This window comes from Terriglobia bacterium, from assembly GCA_020073085.1.
In the GTDB taxonomy this organism is placed as follows: Bacteria; Acidobacteriota; Terriglobia; order JAIQFV01; family JAIQFV01; genus JAIQFV01.
The window spans coordinates 247,273-263,181 of the sequence record JAIQFV010000008.1; the positions used below are offsets into that span (position 1 = coordinate 247,273).

The 15,909-nt window shown below is 55.4% G+C and carries 11 protein-coding genes; 4 read left to right on the top strand and 7 right to left on the bottom strand.

Going from position 1 to position 15,909, the window contains the following annotated elements; translation table 11 throughout:
- The first annotated feature begins 68 nt into the window (after positions 1-68).
- Both LAO21_10530 and LAO21_10535 read left to right on the top strand, forming a co-directional pair.
- Positions 69-1,643 carry an FAD-dependent thymidylate synthase gene (locus LAO21_10530; protein MBZ5553145.1) on the top strand — a complete coding sequence of 525 codons (1,575 nt, stop codon included), beginning with the start codon at positions 69-71 and terminating at the stop codon, positions 1,641-1,643.
- 203 nt (positions 1,644-1,846) lie between these two features.
- Complete coding sequence (locus LAO21_10535) at positions 1,847-2,533, top strand: hypothetical protein (protein ID MBZ5553146.1); 687 nt, start codon at positions 1,847-1,849, stop codon at positions 2,531-2,533.
- Between the two features lie 136 nt (positions 2,534-2,669).
- On the opposite strand, the gene LAO21_10540 is transcribed toward LAO21_10535, so the two are convergent.
- Positions 2,670-3,668: a hypothetical protein gene (locus LAO21_10540; GenBank protein MBZ5553147.1), complete on the bottom strand. Its 999-nt coding sequence runs from the start codon at positions 3,666-3,668 to the stop codon at positions 2,670-2,672.
- 44 nt (positions 3,669-3,712) lie between these two features.
- Positions 3,713-5,821, bottom strand: a complete 2,109-nt coding sequence (locus LAO21_10545; protein MBZ5553148.1) for a M1 family metallopeptidase — start codon at positions 5,819-5,821, stop codon at positions 3,713-3,715.
- Positions 5,822-5,948: 127 nt separating this feature from the next.
- On the opposite strand from LAO21_10545, the gene LAO21_10550 reads away from it, so the two are divergent.
- Together LAO21_10550 and LAO21_10555 are read left to right on the top strand one after the other, a co-directional pair.
- The gene (locus tag LAO21_10550) at positions 5,949-8,588 is read left to right on the top strand and encodes a hypothetical protein (protein MBZ5553149.1); all 2,640 of its coding nucleotides are present in this window, start codon (positions 5,949-5,951) and stop codon (positions 8,586-8,588) included.
- 168 nt (positions 8,589-8,756) lie between these two features.
- Positions 8,757-9,752: a PilZ domain-containing protein gene (locus LAO21_10555; protein ID MBZ5553150.1), complete on the top strand. Its 996-nt coding sequence runs from the start codon at positions 8,757-8,759 to the stop codon at positions 9,750-9,752.
- A gap of 311 nt (positions 9,753-10,063) precedes the next feature.
- Here the strand turns inward: LAO21_10555 and LAO21_10560 are convergent, their stop codons facing one another.
- The 5 genes from LAO21_10560 to LAO21_10580 form a co-directional block, all read right to left on the bottom strand.
- Positions 10,064-11,329: a VWA domain-containing protein gene (locus tag LAO21_10560; protein MBZ5553151.1), complete on the bottom strand. Its 1,266-nt coding sequence runs from the start codon at positions 11,327-11,329 to the stop codon at positions 10,064-10,066.
- Positions 11,330-11,389: 60 nt separating this feature from the next.
- Positions 11,390-12,865: a magnesium chelatase gene (locus LAO21_10565; GenBank protein ID MBZ5553152.1), complete on the bottom strand. Its 1,476-nt coding sequence runs from the start codon at positions 12,863-12,865 to the stop codon at positions 11,390-11,392.
- Positions 12,866-13,297: 432 nt separating this feature from the next.
- Positions 13,298-13,708 carry an 8-oxo-dGTP diphosphatase MutT gene (gene mutT / locus LAO21_10570; protein MBZ5553153.1) on the bottom strand — a complete coding sequence of 137 codons (411 nt, stop codon included), beginning with the start codon at positions 13,706-13,708 and terminating at the stop codon, positions 13,298-13,300.
- Between the two features lie 89 nt (positions 13,709-13,797).
- On the bottom strand, positions 13,798-15,381 hold the full coding sequence (locus LAO21_10575; protein MBZ5553154.1) for a peptidase: 1,584 nt from the start codon (positions 15,379-15,381) through the stop codon (positions 13,798-13,800).
- A 222-nt stretch (positions 15,382-15,603) separates the two neighbouring features.
- Positions 15,604-15,900, bottom strand: a complete 297-nt coding sequence (locus LAO21_10580) for a hypothetical protein (GenBank protein ID MBZ5553155.1) — start codon at positions 15,898-15,900, stop codon at positions 15,604-15,606.
- Positions 15,901-15,909: the final 9 nt, after the last annotated feature.

Consider the following 15,909-nt stretch of genomic DNA (forward strand, 5'->3'; position numbering starts at 1 on the left):
GGGCCCGATTCGTGTTGCCAACCTTGAAATGCTCCATTAAGATCCGGATGTTAAGTCCTCAATCCAGCATGGAAGTTTTTACAGACAAACCCAAGGTGACGCTGAGAAATTACTTCCAGCGCCCGCTCGACTCCAGTGTGGCGGCGGCCCGCACGTGCTACTCCCCTCGCGTGATCGGAGCCGAGGAGATCAGCGAAGAGCAACGCACCAACATCTCCCAGCTCACCTTCGATGCGGGTCACCACACCGTCTATCAGCATCCGCATTTCGAGTTCGGGCTGGAGAATATCTCGCGGCAATTTGTGTGGAATTTCCTTCACAGCTACCCCTTTTACAACTCCGAGCAGTCTTCTCAACGCTTCGTGCGGCTGGATGAAATCCGCGCCTTTGTGCCGCCCCTGGACGAGTCAAACCGGCAGATCTATTACCAGGCCGTCGCCCAAGCTTGGAACGCCTATCGCGAGTTGACTGCAATCCTTAGGAAGGACACCTTTGAGATTCTTGGCGAGGTTTTCAAGCTTCACGACACCTCCAGCGACAAGAAGAAGAAGAAGGTAAAGCGGGAGTCCGAGAAAAAGGCCATCGAGGTGGCCCGCTATGTCATTCCCATCGCCGCCTTCACCTCCATGGTGCACACCATTTCAGGGATTACCCTGCACCGGCTCAAACGCTTGATGCATTCCGGAGACACGCCGTTTGAAACCACCCAGATTATCAGTGAAATGGTGGAGTGCGTGAGGCAGGTGGACCCCGATTTTTTCGAAAAGATTGGCGATCCGCCGATTGACGCGCAGCAAATCCCCGAATTCAATTTCCGCTCCCTCAACCTGCCGGCCGGACCGATGGGGTTTGCCCGTACCCCCGTTGCCGTGGAAACGGCGATGAAGGAATTCGATGCGGATCTGGGCGAGAGAATTTCAAAACTGGTGGATCATACCCTCGATGCGGAGAAGACCGTGGCCAATGCCCTTCGATACGCCATGGGGATCTCCCGGCGCGAGATGAATGACGCCATGGCCATCGATGCCATGCTCAACCCCGCCAAGAACCGGTACCGGCTGGACAAGCTGAACCTCACCTTCCAGGTCCCCCTGATGAAACCCCTGAACCACGCCGCATACACCTTCATCAAGAAAATCTCGCATACCGCCGACTCCCAAGACCAGCGCCACCGCATGGTCCCGGCGTCGCGCCCGATGATGATGTTCACCGATACCCGTTCGTCGGATTACCTCACCCCTCGTCTCATCGCCGCCAATCCCGAGGCGCGGGCGGTGTTCGAGCAGACGATGGAAATGCTGTGGTCCGCGAAAAACAAACTCCTCGACAACGGGGTGCCCACCGAGTTCGCCATGTATCTGCTCCCCAATGCCAAGGCGCTCAGGTTCTCGGAGTCGGGATCGCTTCTCTATCTCCTCCACAAGTGGACGATGCGCACTTGCTTCAATGCCCAGGATGAAATCTACGAAGCTTCGATGCAGGAGCTGGAGCAGGTCCGCAAGGTTCATCCGATGCTTGCCAAATACATTGGCCCGCCCTGTGTGGTCCGGGTGGGCCAAATCCTCCCCATCTGCAGCGAAGGCGCCCATTTTTGCGGAGTCAAGGTCTGGGAAAAATTTCCGAACGTCCAAAGACGATTGTGATTCGACCCCACCACGCTACCCCCGCCCTCTCTTTTCCGGGATCCATCTTCCCTGCTGCCTTCTTGGGAACATCCCGAGTTGCATGTTCCACCGCAAGAGCTTAGAATCTTTGTCGGTCATCACCAATACAAGCACGAGGTTCCGGTTGGAGCAAGATTGTCCGGCCTCCCGATCCGCGTGCCGATTCCATCCCAGGAGCATCTATGAAGAAGAACGTGTTACTCCTCTCCCCAATGACTGTGCTTACATCATTGATCATCCTGACTGTCGTGTCATGGGCGGCAGAAGCGTGGAAAGCAAAAAAGTACACGGAGTGGACTGACCCGGAGGCAATGCAGGTTTTGGAGCGGTCACCTTGGGGAAGTATCGTTTCTGTGGTCACGGGAGCCAGCCCGGTGGCGTCCGATCCCGGAACGGCTCCGGGCGGAAGAGATACAAGTCCTATCAGCGATACCGGCCGAACCGAAGAATACACAGTGGCCTGGTATTCGGCCCTGCCGGTTCGACAGGCTCATGCGCGATTGGCTGAATTGCGCGGCCGGGCCACAAAGGAACAACTCGAGCAGTTTTTGCAGCCGGTCACCGATGTCTGCCTGATTGCGGTCAGAGGCCGAAACCAGGACCGGCTGATTAAGGCGAACAAGGACCAGCTGTTGAAGAAGACCTATCTTCAAGTCAAAGGAAAGGAGAAGGTTTTCGCAAGCGACTACACTGCTCCTTCCACTCCAACGGCTCAGGCCATTTTCCAGTTCCCACGGACGGTGAACGGCACTCCTATTCTCAGTGAGGACGACAAAGACGTCGAGTTTGTGACGGATCTGGGGGAATACCGGGTTCGTTCCCATTTCACCCCGAAGAAGATGATTTTCGACGGGAGGTTCACCTTTTAGCTCACATCGCCCCTTTGCGCCGATCATTCCGCACAAGCGAAAAGCTCGAGCCTTCTCGCTCGAGCTTTTTGACAAGACCAAACGTTCTTCCCTCGCCTGCCATCTGACTCCAATCCCCTATTCGACCGACGCAAGATCAAATGGTGGGGTCTATCGCCGGCTCTCCCGTAAAGGGTGTTGCCGGAGTCGTGGAGGGACTGGAAGGTGAAGGCCCAGCGGCACCCATCCCTGGCGCGGACGCAGGACTCGGTCGCAGGGCCTCATAGAGAAGAACCTCGCTTGAGAAAAAGGTGAGCCTGACATACACCCGAGCAAGAATAAAGAGCTGCTGTAATAAAAAAACGACAATGATCCATCGTCTCGTGTTCTGTGGTAGAAGGTGTTCCAATGGGTTGTAAATCACAATAAAGAGCAGGCCCAGGAGCATGCAGAATAAGAACAGGGCGAGCGCTTTCTTGAAATTCTTGAATACAAACTTAAAGGACCTCAGCGCGGCCATGACTGCAGACCGGCCTTCGTCAATCACGAGTCGAACCTTGGCGTAATCCAAAACCATGTTCACGATCATGAAAACGAAGACGGCCAGCAACAGTCGAGTCCAGGAAACCAACCGGACAAGTTTCTCCTGGGTCCAGGACCGGGTCAACTTATCCACCAGGCCCGAGAGGATTCCGTTCAATGCCACCACGAAGATTCCGTAGAATATCAGGGCAACAATCAACAGCCTGGCAAATCTCCAGAAGTAAGTGCCGCAACCCTTGAAAAAGACGGGCGCCGTGAATTGCCGCTCCGGGCTGGACAAAACGGACAATGTGCCACCTGTGGACAGGAGCGTCAAAACAACATAGACGAGTGCGAGCGTGGCAATCAGCATCAACCCTGAGGGGATCGAGTCCCAATACTTGAAAGCGAACTCGCCGGCAAAATCGAGATTGAACCGGTCGACCAGCGAGGTGGACATCAAGCTGTTCTTCAACTCAGCATTCAGGACCCCGAAGACGGGCATGGCAGCCACTGCAGCCATCAGGGCATTCATCAACCACAGCAGAAACCAGAGTTTTTTGTTCCTTTTCGCGAGATATCGACCCTGGTAGAAGATTTCCCAAGCCGTCATAATTCCATCCTTCTTGGTCATGATTGGGTGTCAATCACGGATGTAACTTCATCCGTTGTGAGGAACTAAACGAGTGACATTAAACTCATGAGAAGATTCTGAATCCAAAACATGATTTTAGAAGTCCATTTCACGACCGCGCCGTGATGCGATTCCAGGGTACGGCTGTTGTTGGAAAAATTCACATCTAAGAGCAACTTATGTTCCGGATCCACTTCGGCGTATCGGACCTTCGTGGGCTTAAGAAAATGATATCGCGTCCACCGGTATTGACCGTCAAAGGTCGTATTGAATTGCTCTCCATTTTCAAACACCACCCGGACCTCCACCGGAACCACCACCCCGCCCATCCGCCGCACGGTCACTTCGGACTCATAAAGGGCCTGGTCCTGCTTCTTTGAATTCCCCGATTCTTTCTCCTGTTTCTTCCGCTCCTCTTCTGTCACTTCCCTTCGCTTTCCGGCGGGATCCTCAAAGATTCCGAGGCTCAATCGCTGTCTTTCGCTGGTCACATTGTCGACCGCATAATCCAAGGTGTCACTGGAGTACACCAACTGGTCAAAAAACCAGTTCATATCACGTCCCGCCACTTCGTTGACGACGGCGCGAAAATCGTTGCTGTTGGGATGTTTGAAACGCCAGCGTTCAAAGTAGGTGCGCATTATCCGGGCAAAGGTCTGGTCTCCCACAAGATGCTGCAAGGTCCGCAGGGTGGCCGCGGTTCGCGGGTAAGAATTCACGCCATAGCTGGTCTGGTCATAGTACTGCCAGGCATTGCGCACAATGTAGTCCCGGCGAGTGGACCCGAGGGTCTCTCCCCGATTGAGCGTGTCCTCAAAATATCTAATCGAGGAGATAAACCAGGAGAAAGGGATTCCCATGAAAGGGATGGCGATGGAGGACGGTCCATAGGCGGTATCGATGACCTGGGAGGTCGAGTAAGTATTAAACCCCTCATCCAGCCAGGACTCCTCGAATTCGTTGCTCCCGACCATGCCATACCAGTATTGATGCCCAAATTCGTGAATCACCACTTCCTCCAGGCCGCTTGGAGGCTTTTCGGGCAGCCAGCTGGTCCCCGCCGTGATGAGCGTCGGGTACTCCATGCCGGCAGCGCCTCCTGCCTTATAGGCGGGATCCACAACCGTAATGGTCGGGTAAGGATACTTGCCATACCATAACCCGAAATACTTCAGTCCGAATTCAAGGGCGCGGAAGTGGCGGTCCGCTTGCGCTGCATGCTCGGGATGGATCAGCAGGATCATTCTGACATTTTGCAGTCTCACGTCTTCGGGAGGGCGGCCCATCCGCCTGGCCATCTCCGAAATCTCCGCCTCCGTCGTCATTCGGCTCGCATCAAAGACTCTCTCCAGGCGAATATAAGTCGGATCCGCGGTCCAGGCGAAATCATGAACATCTTCCTGGACAAACGTGTGTGTGGTGGTGCCATCCTTGTTCAGATGATTTCCCTGCTCCACGCCGGTCGCCCCAACCACGTAGTTCGAAGGGACGGTAATATCGACGTGATAAGCCCCATAATCTGCATAGAACTCGCTGGTCGCGTGGAACTGATGACAATTCCATTGTCCCTTGGTCGCGTAGCGCATCCCCGCACTCTCATAAACTCCAATCTTGGGAAACCATTGCCCCACCATGTAAAAATTTCCAAAAAACCCGGTCCGGGCGAATACGCGGGGAAGTTTTGAATAGAAATCGATCTTCAGTGTGATGCGTTCATTGGGCTGCACCGGCTCCGGGAGGGTCACGGTCATCACCGTCTGATCGTCGGCATTGTCATCATCGGGATGAATGAATTTCATGGTGGGCTTCAAATCATAACCGGAATCCAGCTTCATCGATTGGATGTCCACGTAACCCCATTTCCCATCCTCCGCCCGGTCGCCCCGCAGTTGCCCCCCCGACTCGCGCATGAAGGTGGACTTTTCATTCTTAAAGGCGTTCAGATAGAGATGAAACTGGAGTTCGCGAATCTCGTCAGTCGAAGGGTTCAGCCACATTATGGTTTCGCTCCCTGTGACGGCCTTGGCCTGGGGGTCAAGCCGGGCGGCGATCTGATACTGCACAATCTGCTGGCTGAGGGCCGCCGGCGCGATCAAAACGGCCGATAAAAGTCCGATCCACACTGACAGGATCATCAAAAGCGTCTTTTTCATGAAGTCACCTTGACTGAGGTCGAGCCGGAAATTGATGTACGGACAGAGCCCGCAAGAAACCTTTTTCTTTGAAGCTGGAACGATCAATCTGCTACCATGCTAACACACTTTTCAATGGAGTGAACTGATGTCTAAGCGGAAAAGAAACGGGGAATTAAGAATATTCTCTTTCGTCCTCCTGACCTTCCTTCTGGCCGTCCCTCACCTTGCTGCTGTGACGGCCCCCGAGACTTTTCTGGGGTTCGTGCCCGGAGCGGACCGCAAACTGGCGGACTGGAACCAAATGGTAGGCTACTTTCAGAAGCTTGCCGCAGATACGCGCCGCATCCGTGTGGCCGAACTGGGAAAGACCACCATGGGACGGCCGTTCCTCGAGGTCATCATCAGTTCCGAGAGCAACCTGGCCAGCCTCGACCGGTACAAAGAGATTGAAGCCCGACTTGCTGATTCGCGGAGCCTGACAGAAAGTGAGGCGGACGCGCTGGTCCAAGAGGGCAAGATCGTCATTGGCATCTCCTGCTCCATCCATTCGACGGAAATTGCAGCTTCTCAAATGTCGATGCAACTCGCCTACGATCTCGTGACTGAACGATTTCCTGACGCCCGTGAGATTCTCGACAATACCATTCTCGTCCTGTTCCCGTCCGCGAATCCGGACGGGATACAACTCGTCTCCGACTGGTATCGCCAGCAGCTCGGCACTCCCTTTGAGGGTACGTCGCCGCCGTTTCTCTATCATAAGTACACGGGGCATGACAATAATCGTGATTTTTTCAAGCTGACCCAGGTGGAGACCCAAATGATCACCCACGCCCTGTGGAAGGACTGGCATCCTGCGATTTACTGGGATGTGCACCAGATGGGCTCCTACGGGGCGCGGCTTTTCGTTCCTCCCTATTCCGATCCGACCAATCCGAACATCGATCCCATCATCATTCGTGAGCTGTTCACCCTGGGGGGCTTCATGACGGGAGATCTCGCCATCGCCGGCAAGCCGGGTGTCATGACCATGGATCGCTATGATGCCTGGTGGGTGGGGGGAAACCGCATTACCCCCTGGTTTCATAACTCCGTGGGAATCCTGACCGAGGCCTCCAGCGCTCGCCTGGCCACCCCCCTGGAGGTGCCCGCCGATCGGCTGGCCGGCCGCGGCCCGGGAGAAACTTTGGGCGGGGAAACGTTTCGCGACAACCGTAACTTTTTACAAAACACTTTCAACTTTCCCAACCCATGGCCCGGTGGCACGTGGCATCTGAAGGACATCGTGGACTACGAGATGATCGCCGCACATGGGTTGCTGCGCGCCGCAGCCGAGCAAAAGAACTACTTCCTGAAAAACTTTTACCGCATCACGCGGAACTCGGTTCAGCAAGGTCAGCAAGGGCATCCCTTTGCTTACATCGTTCCGCGCCGACAGCATGACGAAGCGACGGCGGTGCAATTGATCAACCTCTTGACAGCCGAAGGCGTCGAGGTTTTTGTATCCGCCGAAAACTTTGGCGCGGACGGGAAGAGGTTTGATGCCGGTACTTACATCATCCCTCTCAATCAACCGTATGGACGGCTGGTGAAGACCTTATTTGAGCGCCAGCGGTATCCGGATCGCCGGATCGGAGCGAACAACGCCCCGGAACGTCCTTACGATGTCACGGGATGGACGCTTCCGCTCTTGATGGGCGTCCAGGCGGAGACCGTCGAATCCCCGTTCAAGGTGTCGCTCTCGCAGGTCACCCAGGAAACACCGCCCCAGGGCAAGGTCATCCTGGGAAAAACCCGATCCGGCAAATTCGGCTACCTCTTCGATCATTCCTCGAACAACAGCATCCTCGCTATGAACCGGCTGCAGAAGCTGGGCTATCCCGTTGCTTGGGTCAAGAAAGAAACACATATTGTTGATCAATCGCTCGCGCCCGGAGCGGTCCTGGTTGTGCCTCCGCCACACAAACCCATAAAGCAATTCGATCAGGATATCGGAAGGCTGGCCCGGGAGCTTTCCCTGAATTTTTATGCGCTCCCCAGGAAGGAACCGTTTGAGACACTTTCCCTCAAAGCACCCCGGGTGGGTCTATACAAGAGCTGGTCCCCCGCCATCGATGAAGGGTGGACTCGGTATCTTTTCGATAAATTCGAAATGCCTTACGTGTCGATTTCCGACCTTGACGTCCGCCAAGGAAACCTGAATGCGCGGTTTGATGTGATCGTTTTGCCGCAACAGTCCGTCCGCGCCCTGGTCGAAGGCAATGCGGCCCGGTCCTATCCCGATCAATACGTCGGCGGCCTCGGCGAGGGAGGGGTAAACCAGTTAAAGACCTTTGTGACGAATGGAGGATCGCTGGTCGCGCTCGACACCGCCAATGACCTGCTCATCGAAAAGATGGGAATCGCGGTGACCAATGTTGTCCGGGGCTTGAAGACGTCCGATTTTTATTGTCCCGGCTCGCTGGTGGCGGCCGAGGCCGACAACTCCCATCCCATCGCGTACGGGATGCCTCCCCGCTTCAGCGCGATGTTTGAGAACAGCCGTGTTTTTGAGTCCGCCACGGGACAAATCGTGGCGCGCTACGGGGCCAATGATCCACTGGAAAGCGGATGGCTGATTGGTTCTCAGTATATGGCCGGCAAAGGGGCCATTGTGGATCTCAGTTACGGGAAAGGGAGATTCATCCTGCTGGGGTTTAGAACCCAGTTTCGCGGCTGGACGGACGGGACATTTAAACTCCTGTTCAATTCACTTTTTTATGGGGCAGCGACGTCGGTCGCCCCCTGACCACCGGAGATTGATAACAGATATCCCGGGCGGGGAACGTACCAAGGAGAAGAAGATCAATTCAAGGGCTCAGCCGGATCGTCCTTACATACGGGGTGGGTATGCCATTTTCCTTTCACTCTTCCACCCTTCCTTCGCACACTTTCTTCTTCGACAAAAGGAGCTTTGGTGACCAACGCGGATGCGCTGTCGATCTTGTTGAAATTGGAGGGCTCACATGTGGTCGTCCTCGGAGAGGATGTTGAGGCAGAGGAGTGGGCCTGTCATGCGGCAGAATTAGGCGCGGAGGTCCGCCTTGTCTCTCCCCACCCGAGCGATTCGTTTCCTCCGTCGCGGCCCGGTCGGGACAAGATTACCGTCGTCCGGCGCGGGTTCGATGACGTTGATCTCCGGGCCTGCGATTGGGTTATCGTCTCTCTTCGGGACTATGACACCTGCCAACTCATCGCCCGCGTGGCCCGGCAGCATCGCGCCGGATGCGCGTTCACCCATTTTCCGGAACTTGGAAGTCTGGTCATTCCACGGACCTTTGACTTTGATTCCTTTCAAGTCCTCCTCCCGACTACGCCAGGCGATCCTCAATTCAGCAGGAAGATCTCCCAGGCCGGGCGTCGATTCCTTCCGCCTGAGTTCTCCCGGGTCCTGCATCTCCTCAGTTCCTTTGAGAAGAAGGTTCTCGAACAAATCGAGGATCCTGCGCACCATTCCCGCGTTCTCGATTCTCTACTTGATTCCTCATTTCCGGAATTGGCGCAGGCAGGACGCTGGGAGGATGCCGAGGCCCTGGCCGAAAAGGTGATTCATTCCTATGCTCAGAATCACGATCGAAGCCAGCGCGCCAGTCCGCGGGTGGGTGCGCACTTCACAGTTCAGTATCGCGCCGAGAATCAACCGCACCACGGAACAATCTTCAACCTCTCACGCGACGGGGCCTTCATTGCGACTCCTGAGCCGCTACCCAAACTGACCCGCATCACTTCCCTTGAATTCACCTTGCCCTCGAACGAAGTTATCCGGAACGCAGAGGGGTTTGTCGTGTGGGAGAACACCCCCGACCAGCCCAGGACGCCCATCTACCCGCCCGGATTCGCATTGATGTTTGAATCCCTCTCCCGGGACAGCCTCACCGCGATCGAACAGTATGTTTTGGAACAACTCAAGTAAAACAAATTCCAAATCCCAAGATCCAAGTAGAACCAAGTTCCAGAAATCACGGGGCGGATTTCGAATAGAGCTTCAAGTCTACATTTTTACCACCCGCCTGGATTTTTCAATCTGAAAACCCTGAGCCGGAGTTAAGGTCTCGGTTCAGTGCGAAGGTTGATACTCGGCCCTTGAGGAGCCGCCTGTGACTTGAAAATTGGAGTTTGCGTCTAGTTTGGAATTTGGGTTTTATTTGGATTTTGGACTTTGGATTTTGGAATTTGCGTCCATGAGGGTTGGCTGAAGGTTCCGATCCCAAGCGGCCGGTCGCCTCAGTGTATTGTCTTGGTCTTCTTCTGCATGAAGTCCATGAGGAGATACTGGCCGAGGGTGAAGGGGGTGGTGAAGTAGGCCTTCCCGCGGCACATCTCGGTGACCTTCTTGACGAAATTGACGAGGTCATGATCCCGGGCCAGCATGAAGGTGTTGATCATGATCCCGGCCTTCTTGCAGCTGGCGACTTCCTTGAAAGTTTCGCTCAGCACCAGCGGATCGAGGCCAAAGGCATTCTTGTAAATGCGGCCGTCGCCCTGGGTCAGCGCGGAAGGCTTGCCATCGGTGATCATGACAATCTGTTTCATGTCCTTCCGCTGGCGATCGAGGATACGCTGTGCCAGCCGCAGGCCCTCCCGCGTGTTGGTGTAATACGGCCCCACCTGGACGCGGGCCAGCTGCGAGAGGGGAACTTCTTCGGCCGAGTCATGGAACAGAACCAGGTTCAACGAATCGCCCGGGTACTGGGTGCGAATCAGGTGCGAGAGTGCCAGAGCCACTTTTTTCGCAGGGGTAAATCGATCTTCGCCGTATAGAATCATGGAATGAGAACAATCGAGCATCAGCACTGTGGCGCAGGAGCTCTGGTATTCGGACTGGTGGACGGCCAGGTCCTGGTAATCCAGATCAATCGGGACGCCCAGGCCGTTGCGGCTTAAGGCACTCAACAGGGTAGCCGAGATGTCCAGGTTCATGGTGTCGCCGAATTCGTAAGGTTTGGAGGCTCCCGACGTTTCGATCCCTGTGGACAGGTCGCGGGTGTCATGACGTCCGAACGAAGACTTGCCCAACGAGCCCAACAAATCTCTCAAGGTCTTGAAGCCAAGAAAATCGATGGCCTTGTCGGTGATCTCAAATCGGGCGGAGGCGGAGGCGGAGTCGGGCCCCGTCCATCCTCCCTGGGACGAGCGGTCCCGGGGATTCCGGCGTTCCGATCCTTCCCGATCCACCGAGAGATACCCCTCCCGCTCCATCCGTTCAATCAGGCGATCGATCATCTGCTTCAGCGGTGAATCCTGATACGCCTCAGAATCCTCCAGCATCTGCTGAAGCATCTCCTGAGAAAACAGATCGGTGTCCATGAGGGCCTGCAGAATGGCGTTGTGCAACTCCTCGAGGCTTTGCTCCCCCGTCATCTCATAGAAGCCATAGGCGTCATGGAAACCGCTCTGCAACAGGAAATCGGAAAGCTTGTTGAGCAGGTCTTCCAGGCTCAAATCGTCAAGCTCACCCGGAACATATTTTCCGTACTTAATCGCGGACATAGTGCTTCTCAGGTCAACGCGCGCCGGGGTTCAGCGGGGGCCGGTGAAGACGGACGCCTGTCACTGGTATGGATTTCGCCCGCGCGGAAACTCCTCGCGCAATGTTTCGGCGGCCCGGCGCTCGGGTGCGTGGTAGCCCTTCTCCTCGCTTCGACTGATCTTGCGGTTCGCGTAAAGACCTTCCAGGATGAATTCGGCGGCCGACACTGCCGCTTCGGGCTCCAACTTCGGCTTTACATTCAGGTCGCTGGTTCGCTCAACCAACCCCTGTATGATCTTGAGTTGCTTCAGGGCGTCAGCCGCGGGAGTTGTGTCCGAGATTTTGAGGGAGCCGCCCAGATCAAACCATTGCACGATCTGCTGCAGATCCGAAACGCGGAAGTATTCTGAAAACACCCGGGAGACGGCGCCGCGGATCAGATCTTTCGCCACCGCGTCGGCCCCCTTCAACTCGCCCTCGTACTCCAGCTCGAGTTTTCCCGTAAGAGATGGGAGCGAAGCGTAAATGTCGCTGATCCGGGGGACGATCTTCTTTTCCAGGTTGAGGATGGCGCGTCTTTCTGCATTGGACACCACGTTTTCCAACGCCGTAATAGGAAGGCGCTGGCTGACCCCGGACCGCTTGTCCACCTTCTTATCTTCGCGCGCCTCAAACGCGATCGCCTCAACCACTTCGGCAATAAACGCCGGAACGTTCAACCGGCCATCCGCATACCGGTCCACCCAGGCTTCCTGGCGGGTGATCTTCATGCCCAACTCAAGCGTGGGGGGATAGTGGGTGCGAATCTCGCTTCCAATCCTGTCTTTCAACGGCGTGATGATTTTTCCTCGGGCGGTGTAGTCCTCGGGGTTCGCCGTGAAGACCATCACAACATCGAGCGCCAACCGGATCGGATATCCCTTAATTTGGACATCGCCTTCCTGCAGAATATTAAACAGCCCCACCTGTATTTTTCCCGCCAGGTCCGGCAATTCATTAATGGCAAAAATGCCGCGATTGGCCCGTGGAAGCAAGCCATAATGCATGGTCAATTGGTCAGAGAGCTGCAACCCCGCGCGAGCGGCCCGAATCGGATCTACATCCCCGATCATGTCGGCGATGGTGACATCCGGCGTGGCCAGCTTTTCCACATACCGCTGTTCACGGGAGAGGAAGGTGACGGGAGTCCGGTCCGCATCCTGTTCGATCCTGACACGGCAAGCGTGGCAGATGGGCCGCAAGGGATGGTCATTAATCTCGCACCCGGTTACGACAGGGACGTTCTCATCCAGCAGTGAAGTGAGGGCGCGGAGGATCCGGCTCTTGGCCTGGCCGCGCAGACCCAGCAGGATCATGTTGTGTCTCGAGAGAATGGCGTTAGCAAGCTGAGGGATCACGGTCTCATCGTATCCGTGAATGCCCGGGAAAAGAGGGGCGCCGGATTCCATTTTGACCAGGAGATTAGCCCGCATCTCGTCCTTGACAGTGCGGGTGCATAATAGCGGGTCCGCAAAGGTTGATTGCTTGAGTTCTCCCAGCGTAGAAGGATTCTTCATGATCCTCGCTCTCAATTTTTCAAATGTGATATCCAAATTATAATCAAATGGGAGGAGTCGCACAATCATTCTTTCGGACAAGACACTTCAGTCACCTGGCTCTGTTGAGTCTGTTGGGCTTATTCCGACGGCTTGGTCTTTAGCGACAGGTGGAGACGATCATGAATCAGGGGGAGAAATTATACGGAAGAGGGTTGGGAGGTGGAGTGCGACTGCGTCTTGCGAGATGGCCAACGCAAGATTAGAATTACGCGCAGGAAAACATGGAACTTGAATTGTTCCCACATCTCACATCATGAAGCCCTACCCCGACGGCAATAGGAACCGAATCGACCGAATCGACCGAACCGACTGAACAGACTGAACAGACTGAACAGACCGAATAGACCGAATAGACTGAACAGACCGAATAGACTAAACAGACCGAACCTTCTATTTCGTTCCCTGTTCCGTCAGTCTCTTGATCAATGCCGAGTTGGCCTCGGGAAACGAGTGCCGGCCAAGATCGGAAAAAGTCACCCATTCACAGGCAGCGCAGTGAATGGGGGTCGGCTTCCCTTCTTCCAGCACGCACAAATAGGCAAGCAGCTCAATCCTTCGATCCGGATACTCATGCTCCACGCGCGCGTAAAAACGATCCACGCGCACCCCAATTCCCAATTCTTCGCGCAATTCCCGGACAACCGCCTGTTCCGGAGCTTCTCCCTCATGGACCTTCCCGCCCGGGAACTCCCACAGATCGCCGGAGTGAGCGTCAGGCTTCCGCTTGGAAATGAGGACCCGGCCGTTCCGTTCAACGATGCCAACGGCGATTTGAAATTGCGCTTTGACGGGAGACGACATAAGGACCGGGCTCGAACCCTCCTTGCCTGGTGAGTCCAGTGAAAGTGGACCGTCGCTGCAGGATCCTTGACGGAAGAGGCAGGGCCGGTTCAGTGCAACAAGAAGATGGGTTCAAATTCGACCGGAACGTGGGCGCATCGATCGAGCGCCTCCTTCAACTCCGGGGAGACCTCTCCATAGGTCATCAGCAACTCTTCCGCCTTGGAGACATCCCCTTCTGCCTCCACCGTCATAAAAAGGTTGGCCAGCTTCTGGACGGCCCCGCGAAACTTGCTGAAATTGACCGAGAACCTCTCGCTGGTGCGGTCGTATTCGATGGCCCCCTCGCCGCGCAAGAATGCAAACTCGAAGAGGCTGGCACGGCCATGGGCTTCGTCGGTCCCGAACCGAATCGTGCGAAACAGTCCGCCCAGGTAGGAGACGTAGTGTTCCGGCTCCCGCTTTGGATCGATCACTCCCCGGTCAATAAAGTAATTCAAGCTGTGGAGTCCCACGACGTCCGCTTTTCCTTCCTCAATTCCACTGTAATGAGATCCGAGTGCCTTGTTGATGGGGACCGGTGTGGATTGGCCCACCGTGTAGTTGGGGCCGAGCGCATGAGCCAACTCATGCATCGCGACAAAATTGAAGAACCCTTCGTCGGTTACCAGGGCCACCTGGTCTGGGACCAGGAGTTGCTGAGCCAGGGGTTTGATCACCGTGTTGAGGCGTGCATCCAGAAAATTTTTGTGGAAGATCTTCTTTGAACCTTTGAGCTCACGGACCTTGGGGTCGTTCGGCAGCACGAACGCCACGGCCTGATATCCGGCCCGGATATCCCCTCCGCGGTAGATATCTTCAACCACGATCATGGGTGAGGTCAACGTTCGGTTGAGCTGCTTCCAGGAATCGGGGATCGGGAGGTTTCGTTCCAGCTCCTGTAACCGCTGCACGTACACGTCCAGGGCTTCGCTGGCCTCCACATCTTTGAACATCACCACACCCTCGTAACTGGCCTTGAGGCCCATCAACTTGTCTTCATACACTTCATAAGGGCCGATCACGAGATCAAAGGTGGGATCATCCAAGTCGATCCAATCACAATCACTCTGATAAAATTCATCTGAAAGCAAGGCGTCGGCACGGCTGAGCAGATAAGTTTTCAAAGACTCCGACTCCGCAAACCCGGCCGCCGCGCGCAAGGCCTGGGCCGCCGGAGCCAGGAACTCCGCATACTCTTCATGGTAGGGCACGGCCACAAGCCGGTCCCCCTCGCGTTTGATCACAGTGTAGGCGCTCTCCAGGGCCGCCTGTTCATCTGGATGGAGTCGAACGTAATCGGCAAACTCCTCCGCGGTCAAATCCTCGGGGTAGAACCCTGCGCCGGAGGGCTTCGGGCGATCACCCACGAAGGGCTCAAAATGGTTAATGCGATCATAGGGACCGTAATGAATTTGAAGATAATGCAGCAGATCGTGATCACTGGGGCTCTTTGAGCTCTTCAGCCGTTGACGCAACTCCACGGCGCCTCGGCCACTCTGCCGCCAGAAAATCTCATCCATGCATTTCGAGGCGTCAATCAACTTCTGCATCACCTTCTGTTCATTCTCGCTGAGGATCGAGGAATCGAACCACATTTCGGCAATTTCGAATTGTTTCAGTTTAGCCTTGATATCCACGATGGAGGTTGTCATGAATTCACATTCTTTCTGAAGAATAGGGTTGATATTTCAGAGGAGGTAATCGGGGCCAGTCTCATGCCCAAAGTTGGACCGCTCCCCGGTTGTCCGTGTGCAGGAAACGAAATTGCCCATCTCAAACGCACCGAGGCGGAACCTTTTCGGCGGCCAGACGAGACTCTCAGCCCCCTATCGAAGGGCGCTGTTTCGCCGTCCGGATGAAGACTGCCAGCCGGTCTATCCTTTGAACAGCCTGTCCCAGGCCTTCCGTGCTTCATCCGTACCCCAGTCCCCCGGCCTTCGACCCATCTCAACGGCATCGACGACTGCGAAATACTCGCAGCTATTGGCTCGATCCTTATCGCGAACCCATTCCGCTATGGGCTCGGAGCACTCGCTCTCGGCGCCGGGATCGAAGAAACGGCAGTTCCGGCAAACGTGGAGATCATCTTCGCAATTGGGGCATTCATCCTTTTTTCCGATGCCCCCATGTGACCGCAAATCAATTTCATAACCGCAATGCCAGCAATTCATCTCATTTCA